At 61.5% G+C, this 25,975-nt stretch carries 28 protein-coding genes and 1 tRNA gene; 13 read left to right on the top strand and 16 right to left on the bottom strand.

Translation table 11 applies throughout. The annotated features are described in order from the left end of the window. Positions 1 to 6: 6 nt before the first annotated feature. Entirely contained in the window at positions 7 to 1,119 is a 1,113-nt protein-coding gene (locus tag OEZ49_RS04060; protein ID WP_263387123.1) for an anhydro-N-acetylmuramic acid kinase, read from the bottom strand. 62 nt (positions 1,120 to 1,181) lie between these two features. Between OEZ49_RS04060 and tyrS the strand changes: the two genes are divergently transcribed. From tyrS to OEZ49_RS04045, 3 genes are all read left to right on the top strand, one after another. Then, the gene (gene tyrS, locus OEZ49_RS04055) at positions 1,182 to 2,429 is read left to right on the top strand and encodes a tyrosine--tRNA ligase (RefSeq protein ID WP_164127669.1); all 1,248 of its coding nucleotides are present in this window, start codon (positions 1,182 to 1,184) and stop codon (positions 2,427 to 2,429) included. Positions 2,430 to 2,653: 224 nt separating this feature from the next. Further along, positions 2,654 to 3,556, top strand: a complete 903-nt coding sequence (locus OEZ49_RS04050) for a lipid II:glycine glycyltransferase FemX (RefSeq protein WP_263387122.1) — start codon at positions 2,654 to 2,656, stop codon at positions 3,554 to 3,556. Between the two features lie 27 nt (positions 3,557 to 3,583). Next, complete coding sequence (locus OEZ49_RS04045) at positions 3,584 to 4,339, top strand: SDR family NAD(P)-dependent oxidoreductase (RefSeq protein ID WP_263387121.1); 756 nt, start codon at positions 3,584 to 3,586, stop codon at positions 4,337 to 4,339. A gap of 72 nt (positions 4,340 to 4,411) precedes the next feature. Here the strand turns inward: OEZ49_RS04045 and OEZ49_RS04040 are convergent, their stop codons facing one another. From OEZ49_RS04040 to OEZ49_RS04030, 3 genes are all read right to left on the bottom strand, one after another. Continuing rightward, a complete protein-coding gene (locus OEZ49_RS04040; protein WP_263387120.1) occupies positions 4,412 to 6,220 on the bottom strand; it encodes an ABC-F family ATP-binding cassette domain-containing protein in 1,809 nt (602 codons plus the stop codon). A 52-nt stretch (positions 6,221 to 6,272) separates the two neighbouring features. Next, positions 6,273 to 7,013, bottom strand: coding sequence for a GNAT family N-acetyltransferase (locus OEZ49_RS04035; RefSeq protein ID WP_263387119.1), 741 nt, complete (start codon positions 7,011 to 7,013; stop codon positions 6,273 to 6,275). A 99-nt stretch (positions 7,014 to 7,112) separates the two neighbouring features. Beyond that, a complete protein-coding gene (locus tag OEZ49_RS04030; RefSeq protein ID WP_263387118.1) occupies positions 7,113 to 7,580 on the bottom strand; it encodes an outer membrane protein assembly factor BamE in 468 nt (155 codons plus the stop codon). Positions 7,581 to 7,664: 84 nt separating this feature from the next. Here OEZ49_RS04030 and OEZ49_RS04025 point away from each other — a divergent pair, with 84 nt between their 5' ends. The 8 genes from OEZ49_RS04025 to OEZ49_RS03990 all read left to right on the top strand — a co-directional run bounded on the left by OEZ49_RS04025 (position 7,665) and on the right by OEZ49_RS03990 (position 13,144). Continuing rightward, positions 7,665 to 8,201: a YceD family protein gene (locus OEZ49_RS04025; RefSeq protein ID WP_263387117.1), complete on the top strand. Its 537-nt coding sequence runs from the start codon at positions 7,665 to 7,667 to the stop codon at positions 8,199 to 8,201. Between the two features lie 208 nt (positions 8,202 to 8,409). Continuing rightward, positions 8,410 to 8,616 carry a 50S ribosomal protein L32 gene (gene rpmF, locus OEZ49_RS04020; protein WP_093027172.1) on the top strand — a complete coding sequence of 69 codons (207 nt, stop codon included), beginning with the start codon at positions 8,410 to 8,412 and terminating at the stop codon, positions 8,614 to 8,616. 24 nt (positions 8,617 to 8,640) lie between these two features. After that, on the top strand, positions 8,641 to 9,759 hold the full coding sequence (gene plsX, locus OEZ49_RS04015; protein ID WP_263387116.1) for a phosphate acyltransferase PlsX: 1,119 nt from the start codon (positions 8,641 to 8,643) through the stop codon (positions 9,757 to 9,759). A 4-nt stretch (positions 9,760 to 9,763) separates the two neighbouring features. Further along, positions 9,764 to 10,735, top strand: coding sequence for a beta-ketoacyl-ACP synthase III (locus tag OEZ49_RS04010; RefSeq protein WP_263387115.1), 972 nt, complete (start codon positions 9,764 to 9,766; stop codon positions 10,733 to 10,735). An 85-nt stretch (positions 10,736 to 10,820) separates the two neighbouring features. Next, positions 10,821 to 11,123, top strand: coding sequence for an integration host factor subunit alpha (gene ihfA, locus OEZ49_RS04005; RefSeq protein WP_164127686.1), 303 nt, complete (start codon positions 10,821 to 10,823; stop codon positions 11,121 to 11,123). A 16-nt stretch (positions 11,124 to 11,139) separates the two neighbouring features. Next, positions 11,140 to 11,865 carry a MerR family transcriptional regulator gene (locus OEZ49_RS04000; protein WP_263387114.1) on the top strand — a complete coding sequence of 242 codons (726 nt, stop codon included), beginning with the start codon at positions 11,140 to 11,142 and terminating at the stop codon, positions 11,863 to 11,865. Between the two features lie 61 nt (positions 11,866 to 11,926). After that, positions 11,927 to 12,003 (top strand) — tRNA-Pro (locus OEZ49_RS03995). A gap of 61 nt (positions 12,004 to 12,064) precedes the next feature. Beyond that, positions 12,065 to 13,144 (top strand): 2'-deoxycytidine 5'-triphosphate deaminase, encoded by a 1,080-nt coding sequence (locus OEZ49_RS03990; RefSeq protein ID WP_263387113.1) that lies wholly within the window; start codon positions 12,065 to 12,067, stop codon positions 13,142 to 13,144. 11 nt (positions 13,145 to 13,155) lie between these two features. Here the strand turns inward: OEZ49_RS03990 and OEZ49_RS03985 are convergent, their stop codons facing one another. The 7 genes from OEZ49_RS03985 to OEZ49_RS03955 all read right to left on the bottom strand — a co-directional run bounded on the left by OEZ49_RS03985 (position 13,156) and on the right by OEZ49_RS03955 (position 20,047). Next, positions 13,156 to 13,371 (bottom strand): hypothetical protein, encoded by a 216-nt coding sequence (locus OEZ49_RS03985; protein ID WP_263387112.1) that lies wholly within the window; start codon positions 13,369 to 13,371, stop codon positions 13,156 to 13,158. Between the two features lie 70 nt (positions 13,372 to 13,441). Continuing rightward, positions 13,442 to 14,101, bottom strand: a complete 660-nt coding sequence (scpB, locus tag OEZ49_RS03980) for an SMC-Scp complex subunit ScpB (protein ID WP_263387111.1) — start codon at positions 14,099 to 14,101, stop codon at positions 13,442 to 13,444. After that, the gene (locus tag OEZ49_RS03975; RefSeq protein WP_263387110.1) at positions 14,098 to 14,889 is read right to left on the bottom strand and encodes a segregation and condensation protein A; all 792 of its coding nucleotides are present in this window, start codon (positions 14,887 to 14,889) and stop codon (positions 14,098 to 14,100) included. The genes scpB and OEZ49_RS03975 overlap by 4 nt, the downstream gene beginning before the upstream one ends. After that, entirely contained in the window at positions 14,879 to 15,886 is a 1,008-nt protein-coding gene (nagZ, locus tag OEZ49_RS03970; protein WP_263387333.1) for a beta-N-acetylhexosaminidase, read from the bottom strand. The genes OEZ49_RS03975 and nagZ overlap by 11 nt, the downstream gene beginning before the upstream one ends. Next, positions 15,883 to 16,971, bottom strand: coding sequence for an SPOR domain-containing protein (locus tag OEZ49_RS03965; protein WP_263387109.1), 1,089 nt, complete (start codon positions 16,969 to 16,971; stop codon positions 15,883 to 15,885). The genes nagZ and OEZ49_RS03965 overlap by 4 nt, the downstream gene beginning before the upstream one ends. A 94-nt stretch (positions 16,972 to 17,065) precedes the next feature. Further along, complete coding sequence (gene argS / locus OEZ49_RS03960) at positions 17,066 to 18,817, bottom strand: arginine--tRNA ligase (RefSeq protein WP_263387108.1); 1,752 nt, start codon at positions 18,815 to 18,817, stop codon at positions 17,066 to 17,068. Between the two features lie 72 nt (positions 18,818 to 18,889). Then, positions 18,890 to 20,047 (bottom strand): deoxyguanosinetriphosphate triphosphohydrolase, encoded by a 1,158-nt coding sequence (locus OEZ49_RS03955; RefSeq protein WP_263387107.1) that lies wholly within the window; start codon positions 20,045 to 20,047, stop codon positions 18,890 to 18,892. Between the two features lie 76 nt (positions 20,048 to 20,123). Here OEZ49_RS03955 and OEZ49_RS03950 point away from each other — a divergent pair, with 76 nt between their 5' ends. After that, the gene (locus OEZ49_RS03950) at positions 20,124 to 20,447 is read left to right on the top strand and encodes a HesB/IscA family protein (RefSeq protein ID WP_263387106.1); all 324 of its coding nucleotides are present in this window, start codon (positions 20,124 to 20,126) and stop codon (positions 20,445 to 20,447) included. A gap of 7 nt (positions 20,448 to 20,454) precedes the next feature. Here the strand turns inward: OEZ49_RS03950 and OEZ49_RS03945 are convergent, their stop codons facing one another. The 3 genes from OEZ49_RS03945 to OEZ49_RS03935 all read right to left on the bottom strand — a co-directional run bounded on the left by OEZ49_RS03945 (position 20,455) and on the right by OEZ49_RS03935 (position 22,892). Continuing rightward, the gene (locus OEZ49_RS03945) at positions 20,455 to 21,342 is read right to left on the bottom strand and encodes a DMT family transporter (protein WP_263387105.1); all 888 of its coding nucleotides are present in this window, start codon (positions 21,340 to 21,342) and stop codon (positions 20,455 to 20,457) included. Further along, positions 21,339 to 22,415: a DUF6902 family protein gene (locus OEZ49_RS03940; RefSeq protein WP_263387104.1), complete on the bottom strand. Its 1,077-nt coding sequence runs from the start codon at positions 22,413 to 22,415 to the stop codon at positions 21,339 to 21,341. Before OEZ49_RS03940 ends, OEZ49_RS03945 begins: the two co-directional genes overlap by 4 nt. A gap of 63 nt (positions 22,416 to 22,478) precedes the next feature. Next, entirely contained in the window at positions 22,479 to 22,892 is a 414-nt protein-coding gene (locus tag OEZ49_RS03935) for a DUF6749 family protein (RefSeq protein WP_263387103.1), read from the bottom strand. 340 nt (positions 22,893 to 23,232) lie between these two features. On the opposite strand from OEZ49_RS03935, the gene xth reads away from it, so the two are divergent. Then, on the top strand, positions 23,233 to 24,039 hold the full coding sequence (gene xth / locus OEZ49_RS03930; protein WP_263387102.1) for an exodeoxyribonuclease III: 807 nt from the start codon (positions 23,233 to 23,235) through the stop codon (positions 24,037 to 24,039). A 4-nt stretch (positions 24,040 to 24,043) separates the two neighbouring features. Here the strand turns inward: xth and OEZ49_RS03925 are convergent, their stop codons facing one another. Both OEZ49_RS03925 and dksA read right to left on the bottom strand, forming a co-directional pair. Beyond that, positions 24,044 to 25,219 (bottom strand): FAD-dependent monooxygenase, encoded by a 1,176-nt coding sequence (locus OEZ49_RS03925; RefSeq protein WP_263387101.1) that lies wholly within the window; start codon positions 25,217 to 25,219, stop codon positions 24,044 to 24,046. Between the two features lie 72 nt (positions 25,220 to 25,291). Next, positions 25,292 to 25,714, bottom strand: coding sequence for an RNA polymerase-binding protein DksA (gene dksA, locus OEZ49_RS03920; protein WP_164127758.1), 423 nt, complete (start codon positions 25,712 to 25,714; stop codon positions 25,292 to 25,294). Positions 25,715 to 25,975: the final 261 nt, after the last annotated feature.

The raw sequence follows: 25,975 nt of genomic DNA, 5'->3' as shown, positions 1-25,975 counted from the left end.
CCCCCTTCATGCCTCGTCCGGCAGGCTGACGATGCCGCCGCCCACCAGCGCGCCCACACCGGTGGTGCCGGGGCACGAGGTCGGCAGCCCCCGCGCCACCCGCACCGCCAGATAGGCGAAGGCCTGTGCCTCGAGCATGTCACCGTCCAGACCAACACTTTCGACCGGTTCAACCGGACAATCCAGCGAGACTTGCAGCATCTCCATCAGCACCGGGTTGTGCCGCCCGCCGCCGGTGACCAGCACCCGTGCAGGCGGGCGCGGGCAATGTTCCATCCCCTGCGCCACCGCTGCCGCGCACATACCCGTCAGCGTTGCCACCGCGTCGCTGTCGCTGAGTTCGGACACCAATCCGATCATCTCGGCAAAATCATTCCGATCCAGCGACTTGGGCGGCATTCTTGCAAAATAGGGCTCGGCCAGGAACAGCTCCAGCGCGCCGGTCTCCACCGTGCCGCCTCGTGCCACCGCGCCGCCCTCGTCCATCGGCAGCCCCAGCCGCGCCTGCATCAGATCGTTGACCGGCGCGTTGGCCGGACCGGTGTCAAAGGCCAACAGAGCGCCGGGCACCTCGGGCCGGTCAAAACCCGGGTCCACATAGGTCAGGTTGCCCACCCCGCCGAGGTTGAGAAAACACAGGGGCTCGCTCGCGCCGATCCACTTGGCGCAGGCAAAGTGAAAGAACGGCGCCAAAGGCGCCCCTTCGCCGCCCAGTTGCACATCGTCGCTGCGAAAATCCCAGACTACCGGGCGCCCCAATGCGGCGGCCAAGGCCGCGCCATCGCCCACCTGAAGCGTGCCGCGCCCGCGTGGCTCATGCGCCAGGGTCTGGCCGTGAAACCCCACCAGATCGACGCCCTCGAACCCCGCCAGCGCCTGCGCATGGGCGCGCGTCACCAGATCGCCCGCCGCCTCCACCTCGGGCCCGGCCCAACGCCCCAGACCGGCGCGCAACACGCTGCGCTCCTCCGCGGAATATGCTCGGTACCCCACCGGTCCGAATCCGAATATCGCCAGACCGTTGGTCTCCACCACCGCCGCATCGACCCCGTCCAGCGACGTGCCCGACATCGCCCCCAGCGCCGTCACCGGCCCCTCTCGCCCGATGGCCCTCTTCATGGCCTTTTCCTTTGTTCAACTGCCGCCTATAAGTGCCCCGCAATCCAACCCCGAGGCAAGACATGACCTACCATCCCAAATCGGATTTCATCGCAGTGATGATGGAGCGCGGCTTTCTCGCCGACTGCACCGATTACCAGGGCCTCGACGAGGCACTGATCAAGGGATGCCAGCCCGGCTATATCGGCTTTGACGCCACCGCCAAATCGCTGCATGTGGGCAGCCTCATTCAGATCATGATGCTGCGCTGGCTGCAAAAGACCGGGCACAAGCCGATCACCCTGATGGGCGGCGGCACCACCAAGGTGGGTGATCCGTCCTTCCGCGCCGACGAACGCCCGCTGCTGACGCCCGCCCAGATCGACGAGAACATCGCCGGGATCCGCAAGGTCTTTGCCGCCTATATCGACTATGACAGCGGCGCCGAGAACGCGGCGCTGATGCTCAACAACGACGAATGGCTGGCCGATCTGAACTATCTCGATTTCCTGCGCGATATCGGGCGGCATTTCAGCGTCAACCGGATGCTGTCGTTCGAGTCGGTGAAATCCCGCCTCGACCGCGAACAATCGCTCAGCTTTCTCGAATTCAACTACATGATCCTGCAAGCCTATGATTTCATGGAGCTGAACCGCCGATATGGCTGCATCCTGCAAATGGGCGGCTCGGACCAGTGGGGCAATATCGTCAATGGCATCGACCTGACCCGCCGGGTGATCGATCACGAGGTCTATGGCCTCACCTCGCCGCTCCTGACCACGTCTGACGGCAAGAAGATGGGCAAGAGCCAGGACGGCGCTGTCTGGCTCAACCCGGACATGCGGTCGCCTTACGAATTCTGGCAGTTCTGGCGCAACACCACCGATGCCGATGTGGGCCGCTTCCTGAAACTCTATACCGAGCTTCCGGTGGGCGAATGCGACCGTCTGGGCGCGCTGGCGGGCTCCGAGATCAACGCCGCCAAGGTGATCCTCGCCAACGAGGTCACCGCGCTCTGCCACGGGGCCGAGGCGGCCGCGACGGCCGAGGCGACCGCCCGCGAAGTGTTCGAAAAGGGCGGCATCGGCGACGACCTGCCGACGCTCACCCTTGACGCCGCCGACCTGCCCGCCTCCATCGTGCAGCTGATCGTCAAGACGGGCCTCGCCAAATCCGGCAAGGAGGCCAAGCGCCTCATCGCCGAAGATGGCGCGCGCCTGAATGACACGCCGCTCACCGATGCCGGGATGATGATCGAGGCGGGTGACCTCGCCCAGCCGATCAAGCTCAGCGCCGGCAAGAAACGCCACGCGCTGGTGCAGCTGGCGTAAAATCAGCCGCCCCTTCATTTCGCCCCAAATACTCCGGGGGTGAGGCCCGTCAGGGCCGAGGGGGCAGCGCCCCCTTGCACCCAAAGGGCTCAGAACAGGGCCATAACCCCCAGTAGCAGCACAGCCGACAGGATCGCCGCCAGCAGGGCGGCGATCCTCTGACCAAGAACCGGTTTCATACATGCATTAACCCGGTCTTAGGTTTCGAACCGGTTAATGATGCCATGTTCGACACCATCGCCCTCGCTTCGCCCCCCTTGCAGCAAAGCGCCGAATTCGCCGCCACACTGGCGCTTTGCGGCCAGCAGGCGGCGCAACTGGACGACGGAACACTGGTGCTGACACGGCGCATTGGCTGGTTACCCATTGCTTTGCTCAGCCGCGCCCGCCTCGATCCACAGACCCTGCCCGGCCTGCTCGCCCGCGCCGGGCTGCGCCGCAGCCTGATCCTGATGAACCCGGACGCACCCTGCCCGGGCCTCGCCCGGATGGGGGCGGTACCGCTGATCACCCCCGCCCATGTCGCCGAACTGGACCTGACCGGCGACCTGATGGCCGGGTTGCACCAGAAATGGCGCAACCGCCTGCGTCACGCGCGCAGCCAGGGCCTGCACGTGACCCAAGGCCCGCTGTCGCAGGATACCGCCCACTGGCTGCTCACCGCAGAGGCCGCGCAACAGCGCGCGCGTGGCTATCGCAACTGGCCCACGGCCCTGACACTGGCCTATGCCCGCGCCAATCCCGGCGCGGCCCAACTCTTGACCGCCCGCCAGGGCGGCACCCCCATCGCGGGCCTGCTGATGCTGCGCCATGGTACAGCCGCCAGCTATCACATCGGTCACAGCACTCCGGCGGGCCGCGCCTCCAGCGCCCAGACCCTGCTGATGTGGCATGCGATGACATGGCTTGCCGAACGCGGCGTAACCCGGCTCGACCTCGGCCCGGTGGAGACCGAGCAGACCCCCGGCCTGACCCGGTTCAAGCTGGGCACCGGCGCCCGCGCCCGCCCCCTCGGCGGCACCTGGGCCTGGTGGCCGCCTATCGGTAAAACGTTGCGTCCGCTGGCCCGGCTCGACCGCGCGCGCATGTTTCAAAGCTGGACAGACGCCCCCGCCCCGGATTATTGAACATATGTTCATATCAGGGAGAGGCCCATGCAACTCGACACCACAGCAGCCGTGATCACCGGCGGCGCTTCCGGCCTGGGCGAGGCGACCGCCCGCTATTTCGCCGCCAATGGCGCGCAGGTGACTATCCTCGACCGAGATGCCGAACGCGGTGAAAAGGTCGCCGCCGAGATCGGCGGGTATTTTGCCCAGACCGACGTGACCAGCGAAGACTCGGTCGCCGCCGCCATCGCCCATGCCAAGGCCAAGATGGGCAAGATCACCGCCGCGGTGAACTGCGCCGGTATCGGCACCGTCGGCAAGACACTGGGCAAGGACGGCCCGCTGCCGCTCAAGACCTTCGAGATGACGATCGACGTCAACTTGCTGGGAAGCTTCAACGTCGCCCGCCTGGCCGCCGCCGAGATGGCCCAGAACGAGCCCGATGCCGACGGCGAGCGCGGCGTGATCATCAACACCGCCTCCATCGCCGCCTTCGACGGGCAAAAGGGCCAGGTCTCCTACTCGTCTTCCAAGGGCGGCATCGTCGGCATGACCCTGCCGATGGCCCGCGATCTGGCGCGCGACAACATCCGCGTCATGGCGATTGCGCCCGGCATCTTCCTGACGCCCATGCTGCTCGGCCTGCCGCAAGAGGCGCAGGATTCGCTGGCCGCCGAGGTCACCTGTCCCGCCCGTCTGGGCCGCCCTGAAGAGTTCGGCCGCATGGCCGGCTTCATCGTGCAGATGGGCTACCTCAACGGCGAGGTCATCCGCCTCGACGGCGCGCTGCGGATGCGCTAAACCGGCCTGTCCGGTCTTGTACAAAACGGTCAGTACCGGCCTTGGGGCCGGTACAAAACGGTCAATTCGCGCCTATTCGGCCTCGGCCTTCTCGGCCAATACCAGCCATTCCTCCTCGGCCGCCGACAGCTTGTCCTGCCGCTGCACCAGGGCCTCGGTCGCCTTCTGGAACTTGACCGGCTCGCGACTGTAGAGCTCGGGATCCGACATCAGCTCGTTCAGCTTGCCAATCTCCGCCTCCAGCCGCGCGATCTCGCCCGGCAGGGCCTCCAGCCGGTGTTTCTCCGAGAAGGTCAGCCCCGGTTTCGGCTTGGTTTCCGACTTCACCTTTTGCGCGGATACCTTTGGTTTATCTATGTTTTCTGAAATCTGTTCAGGACGTTGCGCGCGATAATCCGACCAGCCGCCGGCATAGACCACGGCCTTGCCATCCCCCTCCATCGCCACTGTGGTGGTGGCGACCCGGTCCAGGAAATCGCGGTCGTGGCTGACCAGCAGAACGGTGCCGTCATAGTCGTCAAGGATTTCCTGAAGCAGGTCCAGTGTCTCCACATCCAGATCGTTAGTCGGTTCGTCCAGCACCAGAAGGTTCGACGGCCGCGCCATCAACCGGGCCAGCAGCAACCGCGCTTTTTCTCCACCAGACAAGGACTTAACAGCCGCTCTTGCCTGCCGCTCATCGAACAGGAAATCCTTGAGATAGGCCACCACATGCCGTGGCTCGCCCCGCACCATCACCTGATCCGCCTTGCCCGAGACCCGCATTTCCGGATCCCCCGTCAGGCTGTCCCACAGTGTCATCTCGGGGTCGAGCTGCGCCCGCGTCTGGTCAAAGACCGCAACCTCCAGATTTGTGCCCAACTGCACAACACCTGCGTCCGGTTCGACCTGCCGCAACAACATCTTGAGCACCGTGGTCTTGCCCACACCGTTCGGCCCCACAAAAGCGACCCGGTCGCCTCGCAGCACGGTCAGGTCCAACCCCCTGACGATGGTCTTGCCGTCATAGGACTTGCTCAGCCCCTTGGCCTCGATCACCTTGCGCCCGGATTTTGGACCGGATTCCAATGACATGGCCGCCGTTCCCTGGCGCTTGACCTGGGCCGCGCGTTCGGCGCGCAGCGCCTGTAGCGCGCGAACACGGCCCTGGTTGCGCTTGCGTCGAGCACTGATTCCCTCGACCGCCCAGCGGCCCTCGGACTTGATCAACCGGTCCAGCTTGTGGCGGGCGGAATCCTCGTCCTCCCAGACCTTGTCGCGCCAGGACTCGAAATCCTCGAAACCACGCTCCTGCCGACGAACCATTCCCCTGTCAATCCAAAGGGTTGCACGCGTCAGTGCCCGCAAGAATGCCCGGTCGTGCGAGATCAAGACATATCCCGCGCGGGTCGCCGACAACTCCCGCTCCAGCCAGCCGATCGCCTCGATATCCAAGTGGTTGGTTGGCTCGTCCAACAGCATCAGATCGGGCGCCTCGGCCATAAGCTTGGCCAGCGCCGCGCGCCGCCGCTCGCCGCCCGAGGCGGTGTCGACCGCGCGGGCCGGATCGAATTTGAGGCCTTCTCCGGCGCGTTCGACCCTGTAAAGTTCTCCCGGTTCCAGCCCGCTGGAGGCATAGTCGCCAAGCGTCGCATACCCGGTCATCGTCGGGTCCTGTTCCATGTAACCCACTGACTTTCCAGGAGGTATCACGATCTCTCCGGCGTCCGGCTCGACCAGGCCGGCCATCACCTTCATCAAGGTTGATTTGCCCGACCCGTTGCGCCCGACAAGCGCGACGCGGTCACCGGGCTGAACCACAAGGTCGAGCCCGGAAAAAATCGGATCTCCGCCAAAGGTCAGCGAGATACCGGTCATCTGCAACAGAGGAATACGTGCCATGAGCGCCAGCTAAACCGCGCCTTGCAGGACGTCAACGCCCCTTGAAGACGGCCTAACCCGCGACCAGCCGCAAAAGCCGTTTGCGCGCCGGTGGAATCGCGCCGATCTCGACGCCTGTAAACACATGCAGCGTGTTCATCTGTCGGTCCACCACCGCATGATCGCTGACCCAGCCCCCCATCATCAGATAGGTCCTGAGCAAGGGCGGCATCCTGAGCATCGCCTTTTTCGCATCCGGCTTGCGCCGCAGCCGGGCCGCGAACCGGAACACATCAGGGGCCTTGACCCGGGGCAGCCAACGCTTGGGCGCGAGATGCCGGTGCTTCAGCATCGCAAACGCGTCGAGATACATGTCGGTCTCTGTCCCCGCGAAGGACGAACAGCCAAACAGCAACTCGATCCCGTTGCGATCCACAAAAGCCGTCATACCCCCCCAGGCCACCCGCAGGATATCGGGGTCATGGCGATCGGGATGCAGGCAGAACCGGCCCATCTCCACCATCGGCCCCGCGAAATCCTGAAGCGCGGAGAGGTCATAGAACTGTGCCGAATAGCTGTTGGTGATCTCTTGTCCGCCCTGCATGGTCAGCATGCGAAAGCAACAGACCAGCGCCTCGCCGTCACTCAAATCCTCGATCAGGACATGTTCGCAGATCGTGTCGAAGCGGTCCTGGTCCAGCTCTTGCGTGCCAAAGGCCAGGGTCCGCAACTGTTGCGCCCTCACCAAATCCCCAGACGACGCGGCAAGCCGTGCGCGATAGCGGCCCTTACTCAACAGCACAGCGTCACTCATGACCCGGTCCTTTGCGAGATCAAACCAAAGCTATTGCGCTCTGCCCTATCACACAAGTGTGTGACGGGTCGGTGATGTGCCCGCAGAGAACAGCGCCAATCAGTTGATCACGTTGGCCGGGTTGAAGCTGCCGATATTGCCCAGAAGCTGCCGCAGGAAGGTTTTGTCCTCGATGCTGGAACTGGTGACCCGACGATCCAGCGCAATCACACGGCCATCTTCCAGCCCGTAGCGCTCGATGTTGCGCACCACGCCGCGCTGATCAAAGCTGATCGCCACCAATTGGCGCGACACCACTTCGGGCGCGCGCGCCCCATAGTGACGCATGCGGGTCGAGACATAGTAATAGCCGCTTTCGTTCAGCAGGCCCGAAGAGCTGGGAGCGCCCACCGCCTCAAGTACACTGTCGCGGTTATCCACGCCCACGGTGATCGCGGCCAGTTCCTCTTCGGTTGGAACATAGCCGTGATTTCGGTAGATGGCGGTGCAGGCGGTCACAACGCCGACGGTGAGACCGATCGCCAGGATACGGAACACCGGTTTTATCAGCCCTGCGGTCTTTGACATTCCTGCCCCCTTGCCTTGGCCTTGCGCGCCTTTTATCCCGATTACAGAAACCTTTGCTTCGGTTCAACAGACGAAAGCCACTCGATGACTGACGAAACCGTGCTGCGGGTCTCGGATCTGCCGCAAAACAGGGCCACACCCTTTTCGATCAGGCCGGATTCGACCAAACTCGGCGACATTGCGCGCGAGCTTGGCCTCGACGGGCTGAGGAAGCTATCCTTTACGGGCCAAGTGCAGGCCGAAGGCAAGCGTGACTGGCTGCTGACCGGGATGCTGGGCGCAACCGTCGTGCAGCCCTGCGTCGTGACACTGGAGCCGGTAACAACCCGCATCGACACCGAGGTGCGCCGGCTGTTTCTTGCCGACTGGTTGGATCCGGACGAAGAAGAAGCCGAAATGCCCGAGGACGACGAGTCGGAACCGCTGGATTCAGTGATAGATCTGGGGACTGTCATGGCCGAGGCCTTGGCGCTGGCACTGCCTGTCTATCCTCGCAAGAAAGGTGTCGAGCTGGGCGAAGCGATATTCGCAGAGCCCGGGAAAAAGGCAATGACCGACGAGGAAACGCGCCCCTTTGCAGGTTTGGCGGCGTTGCGGGACAGCCTGAAAAAAGACTCATGACAAGGGCCCGGAAACCTGCCATAGGGGGCCGCCAGAAAAACCCCTTGAACGTGGCGAGAATCGCAGTATTTTCGCGCGCTCAATCGGATTTAGGGTTGGACAACGCGTGGGCAGCAGCCTAAACGCTCGTCACACCTTCTAGGAAACGAAGAATGAAACCGGCCCGCGGCTTTGACCGAGGCCCTCAGTTAAGACAAAGGTTGAGACCATGGCTGTCCAACAGAACAAAGTATCCAAATCGCGTCGCAATATGCGCCGTGCACATGACGCCCTGGTTGCTGCCAACCCGAATGAATGCCCGAACTGCGGCGAGCTGAAGCGCCCCCACCATGTGTGCGGCGCCTGCGGCCACTATGACGACCGCGAAGTCGTTGCCAAGGCCGACGAGATCGAGCTGGACGAAGACGCGGCCTGAGCGCGACCCTGAGCAGGCCACGGCATGACAGCTCAGCCCGATCAGACCGGCACAGCGACCGGAAAGATCATCATCTCGGTTGACGCTATGGGCGGGGACGCGGGTCCTTCGGTCGTGGTGGCAGGGATTGCAAACTCGGCAGAGAAGAACCCCGAACTGGGGTTCATCTTGCACGGCCCCGAAGAAACGCTGCGCGACTTGGTGGCGAAACGACGTGTCCTGGACGGGCGCGTCGTTTTTCGTGATTGTCCGGACATCGTTACGATGGAAGACAAGCCGAGCCAAGTTGTCCGCAACGGCAAAAACACGTCGATGTGGTCGACACTCGAATCGGTGCGTACGGGCGAAGCCACAGGTGCGGTAAGTTGCGGTAATACCGGCGCTCTGATGGCTCTCAGCATGCTCCGGCTGCGACGGTTGCCGGGAGTGACCCGCCCGGCGATCGCAATTCTGTTCCCCTCGCGCAACCCTCAGGGGTTCAACGTCCTGTTGGACGCAGGCGCCGACATTCGCGCCGACGCTCCCGACCTGCTGCAATATGCGTTGATGGGGGCCTCTTACGCCCGCAACGGCATGCACCTGTCGCGCCCGCGTGTCGGCCTGCTGAACGTCGGTACAGAAGAGCACAAGGGTCGCGCTGAGTTGAAAGAGGCACAGGCACTGATTGCGCAATACGCAGAGCCTGCGAACTTCGAATTCGTTGGCTTTGTCGAAGGCAGCGATATTCCAGGCACCCGCTGCGATGTGATCGTGACGGATGGGTTCACCGGCAATGTCGCGATCAAGACGGGCGAAGGCACCGCGCGCATGATCGCCTCTCTGCTGCGCGAAGCGTTCCAGTATTCGCCACTGTCGCGTCTGGCCTCTCTGCTGGCCGTCACATCGCTTCGGCGGCTCAGCAAGCGCATCGACCCGCGCCAGGTCAATGGCGGCGTGTTCCTGGGGCTGAACGGCACCGTGATCAAATCGCACGGCAGCGCTGATGCCACCGGGGTTTCTGCCGCGATCAAACTCGCCTTCACGCTGGCGCGATCTGGTTTTGCGGAAAGACTCGCCGCCCGCGTTGCCTCTGTCGCGGAACTGACGCAGGATGTCACCAAGACCGCAGATGCGGCCGCGAACAAAGAACAAGAAAGCAACTGATTCGATGACAGGCCGAGCAGTCGTAAAAGGAGTTGGGCACTATCTTCCCGCCCGTATCGTTCCCAACTCCGAGTTTGAAAAGACCTTGGATACGACGGACGATTGGATTCGGAGCCGCTCGGGCATCGAAAGACGGCATTTCGCGGCCGAGGGCGAAACCACATCGGACCTGGCCACAAAGGCCGCCCAGGCTGCTCTGGATGATGCAGGCCTGCGAGCAGATCAAATTGATGCCATTGTGCTGGCGACATCGACCGCGGATCTGACCTTTCCATCTGCCGCGACCATGGTGCAGGCCCGCCTTGGGATGACCAGCGGTTACGCGTTCGACGTACAGGCCGTCTGTGCCGGTTTTGTCTATGCGCTAAGCAATGCAAATGCTCTGATCGTATCGGGCCAGGCAAAACGGGTGCTGGTGATAGGAGCCGAAACCTTTAGCCGGATCATGGACTGGACGGACCGTTCGACATGCGTTCTGTTCGGCGACGGCGCGGGAGCGCTGGTTCTGGAGGCCGAAGAGTCGGCGGGCACCCCGGAGGACCGTGGCATCCTTGCCGTCGACCTGAACTCGGACGGGCGCTATCGAGATCTGCTTTATGTCGATGGTGGTGTGTCGACGCAAACAACGGGTTTCCTGCGCATGCAAGGCAACCAGGTGTTCCGCCACGCTGTTGAAAAACTAGCCCAAACCGCCGAATCTGCATTGGAAAAGGCAGGTCTGCACACTGCCGATGTGGACTGGATCGTCCCGCATCAGGCCAATATTCGCATCATCCAGGGCACAGCAAGAAAAATGGGGCTACCGATGGAGAAGGTGGTGGTCACGGTTCAGGATCACGGCAACACTTCGGCCGCTTCCATCCCTCTGGCCCTGTCGGTGGGCAAGCAACGCGGCCAGATCCAAAGGGGTGATCTGATCGTGACCGAGGCAATCGGCGGCGGTCTTGCTTGGGGTGCCGTAGTACTGCGCTGGTAACGGCCTAACCTGCGCTTTGCAATTCATTGATATTGACAGGGATTTTGCCCTCACCCTATGCTCACAAAACAGCACGGGGGTCCCAATGAGTGACAAAACTCTGACACGAATGGATTTGAGCGAAGCGGTTTTTCGCGAAGTTGGTCTTTCACGCAATGAAAGCGCACAACTGGTCGAGAGCATGCTGAACCATATGTCGGACGCGCTTGTGCGCGGCGAACAGGTGAAGATATCTTCCTTCGGAACGTTCAGCGTGCGGGAAAAAACGGCACGCGTTGGACGCAATCCAAAAACTGGCGAGGAGGTTCCGATCCAGCCCCGCCGAGTGCTGACTTTCCGCCCTTCACACCTGATGAAGGAACGGGTTGCCGCCGGAAACCGTAAGTAGGTCAAAGGCATAGCTCATGGGCAAGTCGCCGGATGCATTTCGTACTATATCCGAAGTCGCGGAATGGCTCGGCGTTCAGGCACATGTTCTGCGGTTCTGGGAGAGCAAGTTCAGCCAGGTCAAACCGGTGAAACGCGCTGGTGGTCGACGCTATTATCGTCCAGCTGACATGCAACTTCTGGGCGGGATCAAGAAGCTGCTGCACGACGATGGCATGACCATCAAGGGCGTCCAGAAAGCCCTGCGCGAACAAGGTGTGAGCCATATCGCCTCATTTTCTCAGAGCCTTGACGATTCGGCGGGCGCCGATTTGGAAGACGACGGCAATGTTGTTAAGTTCCATGCCCCCAAGCAATTGCCGGCGGGAGCCGTGCAGATCGACATGGACCTGGGCGAGGACAACGGCCTGGGCTCCCTGTTCCCAGATATTGTTTCTGAACCCTTGGTAGCAGACGGTTCTGACGCGCCGAATGACAATGACGATGATGAGGTTGCGGACGGTGTCAAAATCGTAACCCTATCAGCTGCTGGCAGGCTTGAAGACGAGGCGGAGGCAGAGGAAGAGCACATCGCTTCTGAAGAAGGAAGTGAGATCGTGGATGCAAGCGACGAAGAAACCGAAGCACCGCCCGGACTGCTTGGTTTACTTTCGCAAGTCACAGTCCTAACCCCAGCTTCGCAAGCGGAAATCCAACCCTTGGTCGATCAGTTGAAAGGCTGGCTTTCCCGGCAGGCCGGGTAACGAAAAAGGTTATGTTTTCCCCTTGCCCCTGCCGCGAAAACCGGTATGAACACTCCAACGTCGGGCTATGGCGCAGCCTGGTAGCGCGTCCGTCTGGGGGACGGAAGGTCGCAGGTTCGAGTCCTGCTAGCCCGACCAAATTCAACCGACGTAACGAAAAAATGGCAAACCAGGGCCTCTGTAGGACGGGGGAGATGGGATGACGGGCGTTTGTCCGAACCAGCAGATCGAGGCAATGATAGCCTCGGGCCATATCCGCGCGCTGCCGCCGGTGCTGCCGGCGCAGGTTCAACCCGCAAGCTTGGATTTGCGACTGGGAAACGTTGCGTATCGCGTACGTGCTTCATTCTTGGCCGGGGCCGGAAACAGCGTTTCTAGCCGCCTGAACGAATTCGAGATGCATCGTATTGATCTAAGCCAGGGAGCGGTTCTGGAAAAAGGGTGCGTCTACCTGGTTCCGCTTATGGAATCACTGGCCTTGCCCGACGATGTCAGCGCAGTGGCCAATGCCAAGAGTTCGACCGGAAGGCTGGACCTGCTGACGCGTACCATCACTGACGGCGGAATAGAATTCGACCGGATTCCAGCCGGGTATTCCGGCCCACTCTATGCCGAGATCTGCCCCAGATCTTTTTCGGTTCTTGTGCGTCCGGGAATGCGATTGAACCAGATCCGCTTTCGCTGCGGCCAGGCCAGCCTGAGCGACGATGACCTTCGCGCCTTACATGCCCAGACGCCCTTGGTCGATGGACCTGCCGTCGTTCAGGACGGGCTGGGATTTTCCGTCGATCTGCGCCTGCCTGGCAGCGATCTGGTGGGGTACCGGGCGAAACCCCATACCGGCGTTATCGATCTGGACCGTATTGCCGCCTATGACCCGGCCGAATACTGGGAAGAGGTGCGCTCCAGCGATGGGCGCATCATCCTCGACCCTGGTGCCTTTTACATCCTCGTGAGCCGTGAGGCGGTGCATATCCCGCCACTCTACGCGGCCGAGATGGCGCCCTATCTTGCCATGGTTGGGGAATTCAGGGTGCATTATGCGGGCTTTTTCGACCCCGGCTTTGGCCATGCTGAGGCAGGCGGTGCCGGGTCGCGCGGCGTTCTGGAAGTTCGCTGCCACGAAGCGCCGTTTGTGCTGGAACACGGTCAGATCGTCGGCAGGCTGGTCTACGAGAAAATGTCAGAGCGCCCGACGCAGCTTTACGGCGCGGGAATCGCTTCGAACTATCAGGGGCAGGGTCTGAAGCTCTCGAAACACTTCAAGGCCCCAACTTGAACGGCTGAGACTTAGCCTTGCGAGGATCGCGCGGCACGGCGCGCCTGACGCATTGCGCGCAGCTTTTCACGCTCCGGATCTGGTTGCGGCTTGCCCTGAGTCTTGTTCTTCGCTTCCGGGGTACTTCTTTGACCGAGTTTCGACACCGCATCGAAGCCCGCGTTTACACCTGAATTGACCGCCCGCCGAATGACCGTGCGCACAATCATGTCGATCAGCTGGTTCATATTCATTCTCTCGTTCCTTTTACTGCCCATCAGGAATGTAGTGTCAAAATTGGGAGATTTCAGGGCGCGACTATCCCTCGCCTTCAAATAACTCCGGTTGTCCGGTATCTGCCTCGTCCTCTTCGCGTTCTTCGCTGATCGGTAGCATGCCAGGCGGAGGCCGGTTTTCCAGTAGCCCGGCGGCGCGCAACTCTTTCAACCCGGGCAGGTCGCGGGCGCTTTCCAACCCGAAATGATCAAGGAAATGCGGTGTGACCACAAAGGTGACCGGTCGTCCGGGCGTCATACGGCGGCGCCCCAGCCTGATCCACTCCATCTCCAACAATTGGTCAATAGTTCCGCGCGAGACCGATACACCGCGGATCTCTTCGATTTCGGCCCGTGTCACCGGTTGGTGATAAGCGATGATCGCAAGGGTCTCGATCGCTGCACGCGACAGTTTGCGAGTCTCGACCGTTTCCTTCTGCATCAGGAAACCAAGGTCGGGCGCGGTACGAATGGCCCATGCCTCGCCGACCTGAACCACCCGCACGCCGCGCCCTTCATAGCGCTTGCGCAACAATTCGACGGCCTGCGCCGGGTCGCTGCCATGGGGCATCCGCGCGGCCAGGTCGGACAGACTCACCGGTTCTGGGCTGGCGAACAACACTGCTTCTACCATGCGTTCCTGTTCCGCCAACGGCGGTGCTTCGAACAGGCTTTCGGTGCGGTCGTCGGACGGGTCGCTCACGTCTCGGGGTCCTTTCTGCGCACATGGATGGGTGCGAAACTGTCGGCCTGACGGATCTCCAGATGGCCTTCCTTGACCAGTTGTAACGAGGCCGCGAAGGTCGCGGCTGTCGCCGAACGGCGGCGGACAGGGTCGAGCCCCCAGCCCTCGGGCAGATAACTGGCCATTTCGGTCCAACTGCCGGCAAAACCGATCAAGCCACGCATCCGCTCCAGCGCCTGTTCCATCGTATAGACCTTGTCCCGGTCCATCACGAAGGGTCGGAATTCGTCCCGGGTCCGGGTGCGAGCATAGGCCTGCATCAGGTCGAGCAGCGAGGCAGAATAGGTGACGGTTCTGATCCGCGCGATATCCTCGCCCTGCCCCCGGCGGAAGAAGTCTCGCCCAAGCTGGTCGCGCGCCATCAGACGGGCGGCGGCATCGCGCATCGCCTGGAGGCGCTCCAACTGGAACGCCAGATGCGCGGCCAGTTCCTCGCCCGAAGGGCCGTCCTCGTCCGGGTCTGGGGGCAGCAGCAGACGTGATTTCAGGAAGGCTAGCCAAGCCGCCATCACCAGGTAATCGGCAGCCAGTTCGATACGCAGCGCCTTGGCGCGTTCGACAAAGGCCAGGTATTGCCGTGCCAGTTCCAGCACCGAGATCTTGCGCAGATCCACCTTTTGCGTACGCGATAGGGTCAACAGCAGGTCGAGCGGCCCTTCGAACCCGTCCACATCGACGATCAGCGCTTCAGCGGCCAGGCGATCGGCCACCGATGTCTGATCTTCGCTAAAGAGGTTATCCGTCATACACCTGCCCGCCCATGAGGCGCGATAGTTCCGCTTCGGCGGCGGTGATGTCAAGTTCCGCTGGCGGATGACGCACGGCCAGCGCCCGCTCGGCCCGGGCTTGCGCCGGACCAGTCATTCGACCGGCGGCTTGTGCTGCGGCTTCGCGGTCCTTCAGTGTCTGGTTACACACCAGCGCGATATCGCAGCCCGCTGCGATAGCCTTCGCGGTCTTTTCGGCGATGGTACCGGCCAATGCCTTCATCGAGATATCATCCGTCATAATCAGCCCCTGAAAACCGATCCGCTCGCGGATCAGCTCCATCACGACCGGGGAAATCGTCGCCGGGCGCGGGTCGATCTGGTCAAGGACAATATGCGCCGTCATCCCAAGTGGGAGGTCGTTGAGTATACGAAATGGTGTAAAATCGGTGTCATCGAGGTCTTCGCTGCTCGAGGAAACATGCGGCAGGTCATGATGGCTGTCGAGTGTTGCGCGTCCATGGCCGGGCATATGCTTGACCACAGGAAGAACGCCCCCCTCCAACAGCCCATCGGCCACGGTCCGCCCCAACCGGGCAACCGTCTCAGGCGCACTACCGTAGCAGCGGTTGCGCAGAAAGGCGTGGGTATGATCCCGCGCAAGGTCCAGCATCGGGGCACAATTGCTGTCTATCCCCAGGTCACGAAGCTCGGAGGCAATGAGGCGATAGCGCAGGTACATCGCCCGTTCCGCATTCTCACCCGCCCGCGCGACGTGATCGAGCGGCGGCAACCAGTTGCGCGCCAACGGCGGGCGCAGCCGCTGGACGCGGCCACCCTCCTGGTCGATCGTGATGATGCAATCGCGCCCGACCGCCTCGCGAAAGTCGGAACAAAGGGCGCGTACTTGATCCGCTGTATCGATATTGCGCCCGAACAGGATGAAACCGAACGGGTCGGCGTCTCGAAACAGTGCCTTCTCATCCGCACTGAGGCGCAGACCCTCGGCATCGAGGATGGTCGCGCCGCAACTCACCGTGTCGTCACCGGGATGCAATCGGCACGTTCCGCAACCAGAACCGAACAGAAATGACGCGCCTCACTCAGGTCGTCGAACCCCGCGGCACGAAGCCGGTAGAAGGTACGTCCGCCGCTGGACGCCTCTTGAATGACGCGCTGCTTTCCATCCATGTATTCACCGAAACGGCCATAGAGGCGATCCCATTCGGCGCGCGCGATATCCGGCGTGTCATAAGCACCAAGTTGGGCCAGGCGTGTCCCGGCCGACAACGCTTCGGGGTCCAGATCAACGGCTGTGGCCGTGCCTAGCGCAGCCTTGACCGCGGCATTGGTTGCGGCCATCGCCGAGCTATCGCTGGGTACGGCGCGACCCGGTCGCGCCATCGGTCGCAGAGACCGGTGGACCCCTGTCTCTCCGACAAGTGCGTTGCCAGAAGTCGCCTGCGCCAGATCCGCGGGATCAATAGCTGTCAACGGCGCGGGTTGCTCGATCGAAGCCAGTTCTGTCTTTTCTTCCTCCAGCAAAGCGTTTTCGCTCCCAGAAAGTTGACCTGCGCCCCGTGTAAGTTCTTGGACCAATTTATCTATCTGTCCGTTCCGGAAGGCTTCTACCGTTTCGGGCCGTACTGCATCCGTGTTGGAAAGCGAAGCTGGAATCGGCTTGATCTCGCTCATTGGAACGTCTTCGTCGCTGAGCGGCACGGGGCGCGGCGCGAGCATTAGACGATCCGCAGGAGGTGCAGCGGCACCCTGTGCGGCGACCGTATTCACCGCAAGACCCTGGTGATCGGCAGGCAATCCACCTGGATTTTCGGGTTGGATGCGCATCGGCCCTTCGAGCGCGCGCACGACCGGAACGCCGCTTACGTCCCGCATTACAAGCTTGTAACCCCAGACACCGATTCCAACGACCAGTGCCAGCGAGCCAGCCGCCCCCAGTAGGCTGACAATCCGGCCAAATCGGGGACTTCCTTGCTCGGATATACTCTCTTCCGACCGACCTTCCTCGAGGGGAAACTCAGCCACATCAAACTCTGGCACCTTGTATGAGTATTGCACTTGGTTCGGGTTCACGCGACCCGTGTAATCGAAACTCGCCATGCTCTGCCTCACTGCCCATTCGCGTAGCTCTACGGCTACGCTCAGGTTCTTCTTGCTACTGCCTCGGCCAGCGGTTCGGGCGGTTTTGTTTCGATTACCGCATCTCCTCCGCTGGAGTTACTCCGAGAATAGCAAGACCCGCCGAAATCACAACCGCCACTGAACGGGCCAATGCGATTTTTGCCTGGCTAGTGGCGGCCTCGCCATCTTGGATGAACCTGAGCTCGGTCACTTCGTTTCCACGGTTCCACAGCGAATGAAACTCGCCGGCAAGCTCGTAGAGGTAGAAAGCAATCCTGTGCGGCTCGTTGGTGCGCGCGGCAATCTCGACCAGACGTGGCCATTCGGCCAGCTTGCGGGTCACGGCAATCTCGCTCTCGTGGTTCAGCAACGTGAGATCAGCCGTGGCCAGCGTGGCGTCATCGGTGGCAATGCCCGCGTCGGCCGCCCGTCTCAGTACCGAGGATACCCGGGCATGGGCGTATTGCACGTAGAAAACCGGGTTCTCGCGGCTCTGCTCCAGCACCTTGTCGAAATCGAAATCCAGCGGCGCGTCGTTACGGCGGGTCAGCATAACGAACCGGGTCACATCCGGGCCAACCTGGTCGATCACGTCGCGCAGGGTGATAAAGGTCCCTGCCCGCTTGGACATCTTGAACGGTTCGCCGTTCTTGAACAGCTTGACCAACTGACACAGCTTGATGTCGAACGACACGCGCTTTTCGGTATCCAGCGCAGCGACAATCGCCTTCATCCGTTTAACATAGCCGCCGTGGTCAGCCCCGAACACGTCGATAATCACGTCGAACCCGCGTTTCACCTTGTCATAGTGATAGGCGAGATCAGGTGCAAAATAGGTCCAGCCGCCGTCGGACTTCTGTACGGGACGGTCGACATCATCGCCATAGTCGGTCGCCTTGAATAGCATCTGCTCACGCGGCTCCCAATCCTCAGGCGGGGCCTTGCCCTTTGGCGGTTCCAGCGTGCCGCGATAGATCAGCCCCAAATCGGTCAGCTCTTGCAGCGTGCGCTCGATCTTGCCGCTTTCATAGTAAGAACGTTCCGAGGACCAGACGTCCATCTCGACACCCAGCGCCGCAAGGTCGCCGCGGATCTGTTCCATCATCGCGGCCATGGTGAAATCGCGGAACGGATCCAGCCACTCGCTTTCCGGCTTGTCGATCATGGTGTCGCCGAATTTCTCCTTCAGCGCCTCACCGACCGGCACCAGATAATCGCCGGGATAGAGCCCTTCCTTGACCTCGAAATCCAGACCGTTGGCCTCGCGGTACCTTTCATAGGCCGAGCGCGCCAGCACATCGACCTGCGCGCCGCCGTCATTTATCCAGTATTCGCGGGTCACGTCATAGCCCGCATATTCCAGCAGCCCGGCCAGGGCATCGCCGAACACCGCGCCCCGGCAATGGCCCACGTGCAGCGGTCCGGTAGGGTTGGCCGAGACATACTCGACGTTGGCGCTCTTGCCGACGCCCATGTCGGACTTGCCGAAATCGGTGCCCTGACGCAGCACTGCACCCACCACCCTCTGCCACATCGAATGTGCCAGTGTCAGGTTGAGAAAACCCGGGCCTGCTACCTCGGTATTCGAAATGCGCGGATCGGCCGCCAGTTTCGCGGCGAGCCCCTCGGCAATGTCGCGCGGTTTTTGACCGGCCGGTTTGGCCAGAACCATGGCGGCATTGGTGGCCATATCCCCGTGCAGCGCATCGCGCGGCGGTTCGACCGCGATATTGGCGAAATCGAGGCCCTGGGGCAGCGCGCCCTCGGCTTGCATCTGTTCCAGTGCCGCCACGACCAGGGCGCGGATCTCGGTAAAGAGGTTCATCTCTGTGTCCTTTTGCTTGGTTGGCGGTTTACCACGCAAAGCGGCAAGGTCAATGGAACCGTGAGTTTCCGCTCAAATCCGGGCCGGATCGGCCCCGGTCAGCCGGGCATGATCCAACAGGGCGAAGCGGTCGGTCATACCTGCGATGTAGTCCGAGACGATCCGGGCCAGCGCCGTTTCATCGGACGCAGCGTCGATCTCTGGATGCCAGCGTTCGGGCATCTGATGCGGATCGCTTAGATAGATGGGAAACAGGTCCTCGACCACCTTTGCGACCTGGGTCCGTTTTTCCATCACCGAAGGCGCCCGATACATCCGTGTGAAAAGAAAGGCGCGGATCACCTTGAGGTCGCGCCAGACCGTATCTGAAAACCGGATCACCGGATGACCAAGGGAGCGGACATCCTCGACCGTTTGCGCCCCCGACGCGATCAGCGCGGCGCGCGAGGTTTCGATCACGTCCGATACCATTACGCCAAAAACCCGGCGCAGCGCCTCGTGCCTGCGGCGCAGCGCATCTGTCTGGGGGTAAAGCCTGTCGACCTCGGCGTAACACTCTCCCACAATAGGCAAGCCGGTGATCTGTGCGTCGGTGAAAAGCCCGGCACGCAACCCGTCATGCAGGTCATGATTGTTATAGGCGATATCGTCCGACAGAGCTGCGACCTGCGCCTCCGCACTGGCATGGGTGTGTAGTTCCAGGTCGAAGGCCACGTTGCATTCGGCCAGCGCCCAAGGCAATTCGCCCAGCACCGGGCCGTTGTGCTTGGCGATCGCCTCGAGCGTTTCCCAGGTCAGGTTCAGCCCATCGAAGGCCGCATAATGGCGTTCCAGACTGGTGACGATGCGGATCGCCTGCGCGTTGTGGTCAAACCCGCCATATGGCGCCATCAGGGCATGCAGCGCGTCCTCGCCCGTGTGGCCAAAGGGCGTGTGACCGAGGTCATGCGCCAGTGCCACCGCCTCGGTCAGTTCCGCGTTCAGGTTCAACGCGCCGGCGATGGTGCGGGCAACTTGCGCCACCTCGATGGAGTGGGTCAGCCGCGTGCGGTAATTGTCGCCCTCGTGTTCGACAAAGACTTGTGTCTTGTGCTTCAGGCGCCGAAAGGCACTGGCGTGAATAATCCGGTCCCGGTCGCGCTGAAAACACGACCGGAACACACTTTCCTCCTCGGTCACCAGACGCCCCCGCGTCCGGGCCGGATCCGACGCGAACCCCGCTCTTGTCACTCGTTCAAGTCCTTGTCGCCTGTCCTCGGGCTTTCTATATTGCACGATACCGCAGATTGAAACCGTGGAGACGGCCATGCTCTTGCCCCCTAAAGTCACTGACCGCGCCTTTTCCCGGCTGGCCGAGATCGGCGCCTCTGGCCAGGGTCAGGCATTGCGGGTCGCTGTCGAAGGCGGCGGTTGTTCAGGATTTCAATACGAGATCGCCCTGGATGAACCAAAGGAGGACGATCTGGTGCTCGAGGGACAGGGGGAGCGGGTGGTTGTCGATGCGGTGTCGCTGCCGTTCCTGGAGAATGCCACGATCGACTTTACCGAAGAGTTAATCGGCGCCCGCTTTGTCATCGACAATCCGAACGCTACCTCGTCGTGCGGCTGCGGAACGTCGTTCTCGATCTGAACTGCCTTCAGGGATCTGTTCGGGCACGCCAAAGAGGGGCACGCTGCGGTGCCAGTTGATCCCAAAGCAGGAACAACCCCGACCCCATAACGATGGCCACGCCAAGCCACGTCATCGGTTGCGGCCATTCACCAAAGGCAAAGGCGCCCAGCCCGACCATCCAGACGAATTGCAGGTTCAACAGCGGCGTCACTACATAGGCAGCCAAGAGGCGCAACGCCACGACCAGCAGCCAGCGTGCCGAGAACAGCAGCCCGGCATAGGCTAGAACCCAGCCCATATCTGTCAATAGCATCGGCTTCCACACAAACGGCAGCGCCAGACAAGTGCTGAGCCCAAGGGCAAGATTGGGGTAGAACACCTGCGCCAGCGCGTTTTGTTCAAACCGGGCGATATAGCGCGAAAGGACGAGCGAAAACGTTCCGGTCACTACGCCGCCCATGGCACAGAGATGGCCATGTGACGCCGTGCTGATACCGCCGGGCATCAGGCAAAGAAGCCCGACAAACCCCGCGACCAAAGCAGCCCAAGCAGCCGGGCGCGGATGTTCGCCCAACAGCAGGCCGGACATCAGCGCCGCCGTGATCGGCATCAGCCCGACGAATACGAAGACATCAGCAAAAGGCAGCAAGCGGAAGGCGTAAAAGAAACAAATCGACGCCAGAACCGTCGCCGCCGCGCGCAAGGCCATGGCCCTAGGACAGGCGGTGCGCAGCGCCCTACCAGAACGCCCTCCTGCCGCAACCAGGCTAAGCGCGGCAACGATCATCCCCGAGATGGCGAACAACTGTGGCGCGGCATAGCCTTGAGCGATGAACTTAGTGATGGCGTCGGCCGAAGAGATGACAGCGGTATAGGCTACCACCAGCAGCCCGCCACCCAGCGCCGCCCTCACACCGCCACCTGCATCCGCGCTGCCCGCGCGAAGCCCGCAAAGAAACTATCGAAATGCGAACTGCTCGAAACCGCTTCAGCTAGGATATCGTGGCCTTTTTGTCCCAGCGCGGCCGTGACCCGGGGGGCCATGACCCCCCAGTCACCGCTGCGTCCAGCCCCCATTCGAAAGATGCATTCGGATATTGTCCGCAATGGGCCGGCAAAGGCCGGTTCCCGGTAAAATGCCGAGGGACCCACAGCCAACGGACCTTCGAACGCCCGCGCCCCCGCAACCCGGGCCGCCCAGCCACAAACGAGGTATTCGTGATAATCATCCTGCGCCGCCTCATTTGGGCGATCTAGAACTGTAAAAGCCCTTGCAGCGTTCAAAACCCAATCTTCCCAGATTGTTGACGGTGTCGCGCCAGCGTAGCGCATGGCGACACAGATTTCAGCCAAAAGATCCGCGTTCTGTTCCAGATAGGCGAGAATCCCGGCATATTCCAAGCTGATCAGCGCTTGAGGTGGCAATTCTGGATTCTTGCGCCCGTACTCCGACAGATAAAAAACGATATGGGTCAGCTCATACGCAGCCTTCTTGTTCGGCAAGGCAAAGGTTGCCGACCGCGAGATGAACCGGTGCAAACGCTCTGTCAGCGCGCCGTCGTCGGAGCGCAGCACGACGCCGCGCCGAGACAGCAGGCGCCGCGCCTCGGCGCGTTGCAGGTCCGACAGTTCCGCCTCGGGCAGGCCCTGCGCAGCGACCCAGTGCGCCGATGCCTCCCCCTTGGCGCCGCCGAGACCGAGGTCTTCGAGGTCCAGGCAGAGCGACAGCAAAAAGCGATAGTATTGCGGAAAGAACTCAAGCCGCTTTTCGATCTCTTGATAAAGGGCGTGGTGCGGCTCAAGCGCGGCTGGTTCCAGCGTCTGCCCCGTACATTCCAGAATGTTCAGTAGCTCGGCGTTTTCCTTGAGCCAAAAAACATCGTCGACAGAGCGCCGGTGATCGGCGAAACCGGCGACGAGGGCGGCAGGCCCCGCGAGGGGCCTGGCCAGGGTACGCCGGGCATTCAACTGGATGACGTTCGACATGAGATTTTTCTCCTGTTTCGCGGCCCCCAGTGGAAAGCCGGCCTGCCTTTTGGTCCGAGCGTCTTAGCTGCCCGACGAGAACATCTGGGTCCCTTCGCCCAGCTTGACGGCGACGGCATCCGACATCTGGCAACTGGTCGAGAACATCTGGGTTCCTTCTCCGGCCATCGAATTGGACCCGGTCATCTGGCAGCTGGTCGAAAACATGTGCACGCCTTCGCCGTCGATCACCGTCGACCGTTTGGCGGGGTTGCAGCTGGTCGAGTAGAGCTGGGTCCCCTCGCCCTCAATCGTATCCGCGCCCAGCATCGGGCCGCAGCTGGTCGAGAACATCTCGACCCCCTCTCCGATCTGGCCGCATGCCTGTGCCCTGGGTGCGGAACCCGAAGAAAACAGGCCGGTCACATCACCGTCCAACGTGCTGAAACGATCGCTTGCGAAAGCCGCGGAATAGTCAGTCTTGAACATTGCAGTCATGGTCGAAGGTCCCCTTTTAGGTGTGTTTGACCCCCTCACGGTTGCAGCCCAGCAAAATAATGAAAAGCTTTTTTCTATTTTAGATTGCAAAACATTCAGTTATCCACATTAACAAATAGAGGCAAAAATATGACATCGAAGAAAATTGCATCGCACTGCAACAATTGAATTTTTTTATCCACAAGGCAAGATTTTCATGAAAATGCCTGAATTCCTATCAATCTATTGGCGAATCAATTTCCAGAATCGCGGTGTGACACCCTCAAGGAGCAGGGCTGTGTCTTGCCCCTATGTCCCTTTCAGGGATAGACCGTCTGTGAAAAGGACAGGGAGCGCCTCCATGAAGATCGCCACCTTCAACATCAACGGGATCAAGGCTAGGATAACCGCCCTGCCCGGGTGGCTGGACCAAACCCAGCCCGACGTTGTCGTCTTGCAGGAAATCAAGAGCGTCGACGATGCTTTCCCGCGCGAACTGTTCGAGGAGCGGGGTTACAATGTCGAGACACACGGACAGAAGAGCTTCAACGGGGTGGCGATCCTTTCGAAACTCCCACTCGAGGATGTGACCCGCGGCCTGCCGGGAGACGACACCGACGAACAGGCGCGCTGGATCGAGGCCACGGTTGTCGGAAAAATGGCGCTGCGGATCTGCGGCCTCTACCTCCCGAATGGCAACCCGGTCGAACTGGATGTAGATGGGAATCCGGTTCCGGGCGGCAAATACGCTTATAAACTAAACTGGATGGAGCGGATGCGCCGCCGCGCCGCCGAATTGCTAGTCGCAGAGGAACCGGCCCTGATGGCTGGAGATTACAACATCATCCCCCAGCCCGAAGATGCAAAGCGCCCCGAATCCTGGCGCGAGGATGCGCTGTTTCGCCTCGAAAGCCGGGCCGCGTTTCGCCGAATTTTGAACCTCGGGTTTACCGAAGCCTTTCGCGCCCGGGAACAGGGGCCGGGTCACTATTCCTTCTGGGATTATCAGGCCGGCGCTTGGAACAGGAATGACGGGATACGGATCGACCATCTGCTGCTCAGCCCACAGTCCGCCGATCTGCTGACGGATTGCGGCATCGACAAATCCGTTCGTGGCGACGACAAGCCATCGGACCACGTGCCGGTCTGGATCACGCTCGACCTCTGATGGCTCAATCGCCGCAGGTCACATCGTGGCGATAGATCCAGTCGAACTGCCGAACCATGCGAACAGGTGCCGCCATTCCGCCAAGACGAAGCGCCACATGCGCCGCGGCGCGAACCGGCCCTGACCGCAGATGGTATTTCCAGGCATTGCCATTGGCAGCCGCGACCACCCGCTCGACCCGAGGCCGTCGGCGGTTCTGATAGGCCTCCAGCGCAATTTCGATCCCGGGCGCCCGCGCCAGTTCCTCGGCTAGAACCCAGGCGTCCTCCAGCGCCATGTTCGCGCCCTGCGCCATGAATGGCAGGGTCGGATGCGCCGCATCGCCCAGGATTGTAACCCGGCCCTTGTGCCAGCAGCTGGCCACAGGATGCCGGAACAGCCCCCACAGACCCGGGTCTACAACCCTGCCCAACAACGACATGGGCAGGTCCGAGAAATCGCTGAACGCGGCCCGCAGGTTGTCGGCGTCGTCCGAATGGCTCCAGCTTTCCGCCGCCCAATCTCGGCGCTCCTGCACCGCGACCAGATTGACCAGACTGCCGTTCCTCAGAGGGTAACACACAAGGTGCCGCCCGGGCGCCATGAACACGCGGGCCTCGTCGGCAAGGCCGATGTCATTCGGCACTGTTGCCCGCCAGGCCACCTGCCCCGTGAAGAACGGGTTTGACGACCCGTTCAGCGCCTTGCGCGCGGGGCTGTGAAGCCCATCGGCCCCGACAATCAGATCCGCCGAGATTCGGGCGCCGCTGGTCATGCGCAAAGTCGGTGGCGACCCGGGCTCTACACTGTCAACTTTTTGCAGCAGGCGAATGTTGATGCCTGCCTGCCGTACGGCATCCGCCAGCAGGTCGATCATGTCGGCCCGATGTACAAAGGCAAAGCGCAGGTCGTGCGCATGGCGCATCAGATCAAGCCGCAGAACCTCGCCCCGACGATTGTAATCAGCCAGCACCACGGCACGACACCGGATCGAAGCTGCCTCAAACTCCTTTTGCAGGCCAAGCGCTGTCAGGACCGCCGCGCCATTTGGGCTGACCTGAATGCCAGCGCCAACTTCGGTGATTGCTTCTGCCTGCTCCAGTACGCTCACGTCGGCACCACGCGCCTTCAGAGCCAATGCCGCGGCCAACCCGCCAATCCCGGCGCCTACGATGACGATTTTGATACCGTTGAGTTGCATGGCACTCCCTTAACGGAAAAACGCCGAGGCAAAAGCCTCGGCGTTTTCGCAGATTGTCGCAGTATCAGCGGATCAATCGTCGCGATGGACCTTTTCACGGCGCTCGTGACGTTCCTGTGCCTCCAGCGTCATGGTGGCAATTGGGCGCGCATCGAGACGCTTGAGCGAAATCGGATCTCCGGTGACCTGACAATAACCAAACTCACCTTCGTCGATCCGCCGCAGAGCGGCGTCAATCTTGGCGACCAGTTTGCGCTGGCGGTCACGGGTCCGGAGCTCCAGAGCCCGATCCGTTTCCTCGCTGGCGCGATCCGCCACGTCAGGAATGTTGCGCGTGCTGTCCTGCAAGCCTTCGATCGTGTCGCGGCTTCCCGCCATCAATTCGGTTTTCCAATTAAGCAGCTTGCGGCGGAAATACTCAAGCTGCCTGTCGTTCATGAATGGCTCGTCTTCGGCCGGGCGATAGTCTTCCGGCAGAAAGGATTCCGGCTTCATCTTTGCTCCCTCGGTATGGCCAACAACGTCCGTATCGGTAGTGTGTTCAGACATTCGGCACCCCCTTCTGCCGCTGCCTTTAACCGACGGGCCCGGGAATGTCACTACACAATGACATGCAAAAGCGACCAAATCGGGCCCCAGAGCGGAAAACTTCATGGCGCTGAAATTTAAGGCTCAAACCCTTGTTTTTCTGGCAATTCATCAATGATCTACAAAAGCGGCAGGCATTGTTACGTGGCGGAACCAGATTGACAGGAC

Source organism: Ruegeria marisflavi (assembly GCF_025673445.1).
In the GTDB taxonomy this organism is placed as follows: Bacteria; Pseudomonadota; Alphaproteobacteria; order Rhodobacterales; family Rhodobacteraceae; genus Ruegeria_B; species Ruegeria_B marisflavi.
The sequence above is the reverse complement of the archived record's forward strand: the minus strand, read 5'-3'. Positions and strand labels throughout refer to the sequence as shown.